Origin of the sequence: Borrelia hispanica CRI (assembly GCF_000500065.1) — a bacterium.
GTDB classification, from domain to species: Bacteria; Spirochaetota; Spirochaetia; order Borreliales; family Borreliaceae; genus Borrelia; species Borrelia hispanica.
This window is the reverse complement of record NZ_AYOU01000148.1, coordinates 1-981: the sequence shown is the minus strand read 5'-3', so window position 1 is coordinate 981 and position 981 is coordinate 1. Positions and strand designations below refer to the sequence as shown.

Genomic DNA, 981 nt, shown 5'->3' with positions numbered 1-981 from the left:
TTGAATTGCTTGTTTTAAATATTCTTTTTCTTTATTAAATTCATCGTCACCATTGCTACCTTCTTTTTCAAGTGCATCAATTGCTTGTTCATAATCATTTATATTTAAATATAATATTTTATATTTTGGTGATGTAGTATTAAGTTTAATTTTTGAACATTTATAGACAAGTAGTGGTGTATAATAACTTACTTGATTTAGATCCAATCTAGAATGCGTTAAATTAACACTAATTGTATCAGCTGGCATTATTTTTCTCCTTAATTTTTTCTTCTTCTATTTGTATATTTGCTCTAAATCCTTGACTTAAACAATAAGTTAAGTTGCTATGATTGCTATTTATGTCAAGGAGACCATTGTTTTGCATATTTGTTGTATGGTGAATATAAAATTTCAAATTTATTTGGTAGTCATTATCTTCAGGTGTAAAAGTAAAGCTTTGAGTTGCAAAGTCATATAAGAAGTCACTAAATAATGTATAAAGTAACATAAGTCTTTCATATGCATCTTTGTTTGAATTGTTCGTTAATGCCATAAAATATAGTTGAAAATTGATAGCAAATTCGTTGACATTATTATAAAATACACCTGTTCTTGAATTATGATTAAAGAGACCATCAATATTATTAAAATGCACAGCAATTATATTTGAATTATTCATTGTATATTTAGACATGTATGGATGGTTATATGTATTTATAATACCAACATCAAGATTATAAATACTTGCAAATTTGATAAACTCTTTTAGAGTTGATATTAAGCATTTTTCAACAGTAGTAATATCCAGAATCATTTATTTATCCTATATTCAATTGAATTAAGCATAAGTCCTGTATCAACAAGTGGTATTTCTGGTGTTTTGCTTCCTTTATTTCTCTTTAAAGCAATTGTTTTGGGAGATAGTTTAGGCGTAATTTTAGATGATAAGACATAATTCTTATAGTAATTGATAAATGCAATTCCAAATGCATTCATGCC

The 981-nt window shown here is 25.9% G+C and carries 2 protein-coding genes and 1 pseudogene; all 3 read right to left on the bottom strand.

What is annotated here, in order from left to right; genetic code table 11:
- Positions 1-249, bottom strand: a 249-nt coding sequence (locus U880_RS0106255; RefSeq protein WP_024654525.1) for a DUF787 family protein, incomplete at its 3' end; no start/stop codon positions are given.
- Positions 239-796, bottom strand: a complete 558-nt coding sequence (locus U880_RS10315; RefSeq protein ID WP_038359514.1) for a DUF764 family protein — start codon at positions 794-796, stop codon at positions 239-241. The genes U880_RS10315 and U880_RS0106255, both read right to left, overlap by 11 nt.
- Positions 793-981 (bottom strand): annotated as a pseudogene (locus U880_RS0106245) (hypothetical protein); the annotation flags it as partial. The pseudogene U880_RS0106245 and the gene U880_RS10315, both read right to left, overlap by 4 nt.